We start from the raw sequence: 6811 nt of genomic DNA on the forward strand, positions 1-6811 counted from the left end.
GTTCGTGCTGTTGCTGATGTCGCTCCTGGCCGCCGGTGTTGCCACCACCCTGTGGCTGTCCACGCAGGCGATCGCCGACTCCTACCGGCTGGAGGCCGTCAGAACGCACGCTGAGTTCCGAGCTGGGCATCGGCCGCACAGCCTTGCGGCAAGTACTGGGCCGCCTCGCGAACGAACGCTTCATCAAGGCCCACGACCGAAGCGCCTACCGCGTCGTCGGGAGCAGCGGCGTACCGACGCCGAGCAACCTGCCTGCCTGGGAGATCCACGGCAGCCGCCGCATCTACGACAATCGGTGGGTCAATCTGGACCTGGTCGACGTCGAGCCCCCCGGCGTCAAGCGCTTCGAGCATCACGTCGTGCGGCTCCACCACGTTGCGATCACCGCTGTGCTCGACGACCAGGACCGTGTGCTCATGCTGTGGCGCTATCGCTTCGTGCCAGAGCAGTGGGGATGGGAACTTCCTGGCGGCATCGTGGATGACGGCGAGGACCCTGCCGTCACAGCCGTGCGGGAGACGGAGGAGGAGACCGGATGGCGCCCGGCAGCAGTCGAGCATGTGGTTACCTATCAACCCATGATCGGCATGGTCGATTCGCCACACGAGGTCTTCGTAGGGAAAGGCGCCACCCATGTCGGCGATCCCTCTGACACTGAGGAGGCCGGCCACGTCGCCTGGGTACCGCTGGACGAGATTCCCGGGCTGATGAGGGAGGGCAAGCTGATGGGATCGGGAACGATCGTCGCTCTCCTCCACCTCCTCTCCTCTCGGCCTACAGCCGCTCGGTAAGCAGTTCCACACGCTGGCGATACCGCACGGACCCCGTGCGGTTCGCTGCCAGCCTGGCTTGCTGAAGGTGACTACGAGCTTGGTCCAATTCGCCACGCGCAAGGTGGGCATGCGTGAGGTCGCAATGCACGCCAGCGCTGGCCCTCACGAACGTTGGATCGGCCTCGTTTAGCGAAGCGTATAGCTCAGCCATAGCGCGTTCGTCACCGAGCTTGACCAGTACATTTCCGCGCCAGCGCCCGAGGTGCCCTGCATTGAGGAAGATGCTCAGCATGTCCGGGTCCCGCGCCTCTCCGTCGTCCGGCAACAGAGCCTCCGCCCGGTCCAACGCTGCACGGGCCTCCGTCGCTCTGTCAGCGCCAGCAGCGGCGCACAGCTCAGCCTCCGCTGCTGCGAGCCAAGCCCGCAGTCGCGGCGACTGCTGCTCAACCTGCACTCGCTGCGCTTCCCGTACCAACTCGATCGCGAGTTGCGGGCGGCCGGCATCAGCCAACACATAAGCCTGCTCACCCATCGCGTGGGCCAGGTACAAGGGGGACTCGGCGTCCTGCGCTGCCTTCTTCGCCAGCTCGTAGTGCTGCCACGCTCGCTCTACGGCGCCAGCGTCAAAAGCTTGCCACGCGGCGAGGGTGGAGGCTCCTGCAAGCGCAGCCGCTACTGGTCGCCTCGCACTCGGAAGAACAGTGAACGTCAGCGCCTCTTCCATTGCCGCCAAATGCCCGTTCATCTGGTCAATGAGCCCGGCGGCTCCCATCTGACGGTCCATGGTTCGCAACAACTCAGTCTGGTCGAGAAACGGCTCAACCATGGATGCGCTGAGGCTGCTCGCCGAGTCGATGCGGCCTAGTAGTTCCTCGTAGCCACCCGCCGGAGTAGGGGGCTCCTCACTCCGACCTCGCAGCTCTGCGTCCGTGATGCCAAACAGGGGCCGAAGGACGGCCGCGTACCGGTCCGTGATGACGCGACGGCCGTTCTCCCACTCAGAGATGTAGACCTTGAGGCTCGGAGGCGACGCGATGTCGAGAAGCCGCCGCTCGGCGAAACGCCGCATCTCGTAGATGAGTTTCTCCTGCGACCACCCTCGCGCCCTCCTGGCCGCCCTTAACCCGTTCGCCATGCCGTCTTCCCAACGCCGCAGGTGAGAGCTGGTTAACCCCACCGACATTAACCCGCGTTGGCTACCGGAGCACCCCTCTTCGGCCGTTCCGTAGAGATGCACGCAGACGCCGACCGCGTCGAAGGGGTTGCGTCTGGTGCGCACCAGATGCTTACCTATTGGTGCGCACCAGATGAGCCCCGAGGGGGTCGGACGGCACGCACGAGGTGGCCCTCCTTTGGGCTGCGCTCAACAACTCAACAGCGTGATCCACCGCAGTACGGCGGCCGTGACCGTTCCGGCCGAGGCGAGTGGAGACCAGTCGGCCGAGAAGGGGCCCCCGTCACACCGGGGCCCAACACCCCAGATGGGGGACACGCCACCGACTCAAAAGAACCGCTTAGGCACGCCTGATGCCGCCACCCAAGACGTCTGGGACTTCGGACCTCCCCAGACCGAGCGGCGCCTAGCGAAGACGAGATCCGAACACCGCCCCAACCCCCTCCGCCGCTTACTCGCGGCGGCCGGTTGCCTCCTCCGCCCGTGCGGGCCGCCTTCGTGGCGGTGCTGTACGGGCGGGGCTGAGGGGAGCCGGACGATCCGGTCCCTGGATCAAGGGAGATCACATGCCCCGTATCAAGGGCGCCTCGCTCGCCGAGGTCGTCACCCGCCACCTGCACGCCGCCGGCCGCACGATCGCCGGCGAGAAGGGCGGCCGAGCCGCCAACACCATCACCTCCGCCGTGGGCCTGGGCCGCATCGACATCTGCGACCACCCGGCCTGCCCCGACTGCGCCCCGACCGACCGCGCCTGACGAGTGCCCGTCGCCACCCCCGCCCGCTGCTGGGGCGCGGGTGGCGGTGGGGACCCGGACAGTCCGGTCCCTGGAGGGAGCGAGCGTGTCGAAGTTCCGCATCACGGCGAAGCGCAAGACCGACTACAGCCTGCCCGTGAGGGCGCCGTTCGGCTGCTGCGCGTACTGCCACCGGCCGATCGAAAACGAGGGCATCCGCAGCGCCCACAAGACCTGCGCCGACTCCGCCGAGGCCGCCTGGCACGGCCGCCGCCGGCGCCGCTGACCACCCACCACACATCCCGCGAACGGCGAGCGGCCCCGAGATGAGACCTCGGGGCCGCTCCTGGGCCGTTCCTCGCGAAAGGACTCACTGACCCATGGAGCACATCGTCACCCTGGCGGCGGCCGTTACGGCGTTCGCGCCGTGGCTGGAGCCGACCGACGCCGAGCTGGCCGCGATCGAGGCCGAGGCCCCGCTGCTCGCCGCCGAGGTCGAGGAGCTGGACACGGTCATCGCCCTGATGGACCGGCCCGCCAACGAGCTGGACACCCGCCGCGCCCGCCGGGCCCACGCCCGGGTGCTCGCCGCCCGCGCCGCGCTCGCCAACACCGGGACGGGGGAGGCCGCGTGAACACCCTCGCCACCCTCACCCCGCGCCTTGCGGTGCTGGCCGGCCTGGTCGAGCGTCACCCGGAGCTGCCTGCCCCGGCCGTCGACATCTGCGGGATCTTCACCGAGCAGATCAACCTGACCTTCTACGACGCCCCGGACGCCTTCCACCAGTGGCTTACCGCCCTGGACATCGACCGCGCCACGGTCCGGGGCCGTGCGGGCACCAAGGACGCCTGGCTGACCGTGCTGCACGAGGTCGACGGCATCACCCTCAAGCTCACCTCCTGCACCCGCCTCGCCACGACGGTGGAGACGGGCGGTGAGGGATGAGCACGGTCGACTACCGGGCCGAGGCCCGCGCCGACAAGGACGCCGCCGCCGCACGCCGCCGTCAGGACGCCGCCGTCGCCGAGGAGATCCGCGCGGCCCGGCAGCTCGCCGACGACGAGCGCGCCGCCCGCCTGGCCGCCCAGCAGGCCGCCGACAAGGCGCGCCGCAAGGAGGACAAGGCGGCGTGGCGGCGGGAGAAGCTGACGCCGCAGAACGTCTACCGCACCGGCACTCTCGGCCTCGTCGTCGCCTCGGGTCTGGCGTCGCTGCCGGCGCAGGTGATGCACTTCGTGGAGATCTCCCCGATGCTGCTGCCCCTGCCGCTCGCCCTGGAGGGGGCGGCGTGGGTGATGGCGGCCGGGGTCGCGTTCGCCGACGCCCGCCAGCTCGCCGCCCGCGTCCGCTGGATGCTGCGCGCCTTCGTGGTCGCCGCAGCAGGGTTCGCCGCGTGGATCAACTACGGCTACGGCAGCCACCTGACCGGGCTCACCCCGGCCCAGCAGACCACCGCCGGAGTCGGCCTGGCCGCCGTCACCCTGCTGGGCCCGCTCCTCTTCGAGATCCGCCAGTGGGTCTCGACCCTCGCGGCCGACGAGGACGAGACCCCCGACGCCCGCGCACGGCGCCGCCACGCCCGACTCCGGCGCCGCCACCACCGCACGGTCGCCCGGACAGCCGGTCGACTCCTGTCCGCCGCCCCGGTCGACTCCCTCACCGAGGAGGACGCGTGGGCGATGGCGTGGGAGATCGAGCAGGGCGCCGACGAGCCGGGCATGACCCCGGACCTGGTCGCCCGCCGCGTCACCCGCACCGCCGCCTACCAGGCCGCCGAACACACCACCCGAAACAGCAAGAAAAGGGGCTGGTTCGGTCGAGACCGGTCGACCCCTGACCTGCACGAACCCTCCGGCCCCGTCCCGGCCCCGGTCGAGGCGGAATCGGCGGGGGACGCCGCTGCCGCTGCGGGCCCGGCCGTCGTGGAGCCGGTCGACGGGGCGGCGGTGGTGAATCTGCCGAAGCCGGTCCCGGCCGGCTTCCTGAAGTCAACTCTCGACCTCAAGCCCGTCGCTACCCGGCCGTCCCGTCCGGCGCGTGCGCTGGCTGCTGAGTCGACTCGACCGGCCCGCCGGGTCACGCACCGGGTGCCCGACTCCGCCCGGACCCGCCGCCCGCCCCGCACCCTCGACCAGCTCCTTGCCGAGGCCCGCACCAAGACGGCCGGCTGGTCGACCGCCGACCTGACCGCCGAGGCCATCCGCCGCGAACTCGGCATCGGTGCCGCCCGCGCCCGCCAGCTTCGCGACACGCTCCTCGCTGAGCGTCGCAAGGAGGTGGCCGCATGAGCCCCACCGTCATCCCGTCCGCTGGTCCGCCTTTGCGGGTGTTGTCGCTGGGGGCGGGGGTGCAGTCGACCGCGCTTCTGCTGCTCAGTGCCCAAGGCAGGCTGCCGCGTCTGGACGCGGCCGTCTTCTCCGACACCGGCTGGGAACCTGCCGCCGTCTACGCCCACCTGGACCGGATCGAGGCGGAGATCGCCGCCCCGGCGGGTATCCCGGTGATCCGCACCAGCAGCGGCAACATCCGCACCGACGCCCTCGACCCCGGCCACCGGTTCGCGTCCATGCCGCTGTTCGTCCGCAACCCGGACAACACCATCGGCATGATCCGACGCCAGTGCACCGGCGAGTACAAGCTCAAGGCCATCAAACGCGAGGTCCGCGCCCTGCTCGGCCACCCCGGCCGCAACCGCCTGCCCGACGGCCTCTACGCCGAACAGTGGGTCGGCATCAGCCGCGACGAGTTCGACCGCGCCAAGGACTCCGGCATCCGCTACGCCGTCAACCGGCACCCCCTGCTGGAGCTCGACTGGACCCGCACCGACTGCCTGCGCTACCTCGCCGCCCACGGCTGGGCCACCACCCCGAAATCCGCGTGCATCGGCTGCCCCTTCCACTCCAACGCCCAGTGGCGCCACATGCGCGACCACCAGCCCGCCGAGTGGGCCGACGCCGTCACCTTCGACCACCAGATCCGCGCCGGCGCCGCACGCGCCAACCACACCGGACACCCCCTCCTCGGCCAGGCATACCTGCACCGCTCCTGCCTGCCCCTGGACCAGGCCCCCATCGACCGCGTCACCGCCCACGAATGGAGCCAGCGCCAAGGCGACCTCCTCGACCTCCTCAACGACGGCGAGGACGAGCCGACCGGCTGCTCCCCCTGGACCTGCCGCAGCAGCGGCCCCGACCTTCCGGCCGCCGCATGAACAGCGTCCCCCTCGCAGCCGCCGCGCTGCACACCGCCGTCATGCAAGCCGCCGACCACCGCTGCCAGTGCACCGGCCAGTGCACCAACCCCCACCGCAAAGGCGCAGGGCGCTGCCCGCTCGTCCACGACGGCTACACCAGCAAACACGGCCGCCGCGTCCACCTCATCGCCGCACCCCCCACCCCGCTCACACCCCTGGTGCAGGCCGTGCCCCTGCCCGCCGCCGACCTCATGGCCTGGTGCCCCGACTGCCACACCGGCGCCCTGCGCCAGGCCCGCAAGGACACCCGCCGCCCCGACCCCAACCAGGGCGCCCTCTTCGACTGAACGGAGACCGGCCGTGTTCGCCGAAATCCTCTTCCTCCTCTACGTCGGCCACCTCCTGGCCGACTACCCCCTTCAGACCGACCGCCAGGCCGCGCACAAGGCCGGCCCCGGCCGCCGCGGCTGGACCGCCAACGGAACGCACGCGGCGGTGCACGTCGCCGTCTGCGCGCTCCTGCTCACGGTCGGCTCGCTCGTCCTCGGGTGGCGGCTGCCGGTCCTGCCCACCCTCGCGGTCCTCGTCTGGATCGGCACGACGCACGCCGTCATCGACCGCCGACGCCTCGTCACCGCCTGGATGACCTGGGCCCGACAGCCCAAGTTCGCCGCGCACGGCGGGGCCGCCCACGTCGACCAGACCGCCCACCTCCTCGCCCTCACTCTCGCCGCCCTCTTCCTCGCCGCCTGACCCCGAAGGAGCCTTCGTGAGCGCCGCCGAAACCCCTGAGACCATCCGCTACACCGCCGACGTCGTCGCCGTCACCACGGACGGCCGTGTCCTGCTGATCGAGCGCGACTGGCCCCCCTTCGAGGGCGCCTGGGCCCTGCCCGGCGGCCACGTCGACCAGGGCGAGACCTCCCGCACCGCCGC

General features: G+C 71.0%; 11 protein-coding genes. 10 read left to right on the plus strand and 1 reads right to left on the minus strand.

The genetic code is table 11. From position 1 onward, the window contains the following. The first annotated feature begins 143 nt into the window (after window positions 1-143). A complete protein-coding gene (locus tag ABZ863_RS35080) occupies window positions 144-791 on the plus strand; it encodes an NUDIX hydrolase (protein ID WP_358544029.1) in 648 nt (215 codons plus the stop codon). Here ABZ863_RS35080 and ABZ863_RS35085 read toward each other — a convergent pair. After that, on the minus strand, window positions 775-2052 hold the full coding sequence (locus ABZ863_RS35085) for a helix-turn-helix transcriptional regulator (protein WP_358544031.1): 1278 nt from the start codon (window positions 2050-2052) through the stop codon (window positions 775-777). The genes ABZ863_RS35080 and ABZ863_RS35085 overlap by 17 nt on opposite strands. Window positions 2053-2513: 461 nt before the next feature. Between ABZ863_RS35085 and ABZ863_RS35090 the strand changes: the two genes are divergently transcribed. The 9 genes from ABZ863_RS35090 to ABZ863_RS35130 all read left to right on the plus strand — a co-directional run. Beyond that, window positions 2514-2702 carry a hypothetical protein gene (locus ABZ863_RS35090; RefSeq protein ID WP_358288393.1) on the plus strand — a complete coding sequence of 63 codons (189 nt, stop codon included), beginning with the start codon at window positions 2514-2516 and terminating at the stop codon, window positions 2700-2702. 85 nt (window positions 2703-2787) lie between these two features. Next, window positions 2788-2967: a hypothetical protein gene (locus ABZ863_RS35095; RefSeq protein ID WP_354910969.1), complete on the plus strand. Its 180-nt coding sequence runs from the start codon at window positions 2788-2790 to the stop codon at window positions 2965-2967. 94 nt (window positions 2968-3061) lie between these two features. Next, entirely contained in the window at window positions 3062-3316 is a 255-nt protein-coding gene (locus tag ABZ863_RS35100; RefSeq protein ID WP_358544033.1) for a DUF6284 family protein, read from the plus strand. Continuing rightward, window positions 3313-3627 (plus strand): hypothetical protein, encoded by a 315-nt coding sequence (locus tag ABZ863_RS35105; RefSeq protein WP_023422084.1) that lies wholly within the window; start codon window positions 3313-3315, stop codon window positions 3625-3627. The genes ABZ863_RS35100 and ABZ863_RS35105 overlap by 4 nt, the downstream gene beginning before the upstream one ends. Beyond that, complete coding sequence (locus ABZ863_RS35110) at window positions 3624-4970, plus strand: hypothetical protein (RefSeq protein WP_358544035.1); 1347 nt, start codon at window positions 3624-3626, stop codon at window positions 4968-4970. Before ABZ863_RS35105 ends, ABZ863_RS35110 begins: the two co-directional genes overlap by 4 nt. Continuing rightward, window positions 4967-5893 carry a hypothetical protein gene (locus ABZ863_RS35115; protein ID WP_358544038.1) on the plus strand — a complete coding sequence of 309 codons (927 nt, stop codon included), beginning with the start codon at window positions 4967-4969 and terminating at the stop codon, window positions 5891-5893. The genes ABZ863_RS35110 and ABZ863_RS35115 overlap by 4 nt, the downstream gene beginning before the upstream one ends. Continuing rightward, the gene (locus tag ABZ863_RS35120) at window positions 5890-6222 is read left to right on the plus strand and encodes a hypothetical protein (RefSeq protein ID WP_358544040.1); all 333 of its coding nucleotides are present in this window, start codon (window positions 5890-5892) and stop codon (window positions 6220-6222) included. The genes ABZ863_RS35115 and ABZ863_RS35120 overlap by 4 nt, the downstream gene beginning before the upstream one ends. Before the next feature lie 13 nt (window positions 6223-6235). Continuing rightward, complete coding sequence (locus tag ABZ863_RS35125; RefSeq protein ID WP_358544041.1) at window positions 6236-6628, plus strand: DUF3307 domain-containing protein; 393 nt, start codon at window positions 6236-6238, stop codon at window positions 6626-6628. A 16-nt stretch (window positions 6629-6644) separates the two neighbouring features. Continuing rightward, the coding region (locus tag ABZ863_RS35130) for an NUDIX domain-containing protein (protein WP_358544043.1) at window positions 6645-6811 on the plus strand (167 nt) is incomplete at its 3' end.

This window comes from Saccharomonospora sp. NPDC046836, assembly GCF_040645195.1.
Lineage (GTDB): Bacteria > Actinomycetota > Actinomycetes > Mycobacteriales > Pseudonocardiaceae > Prauserella_A.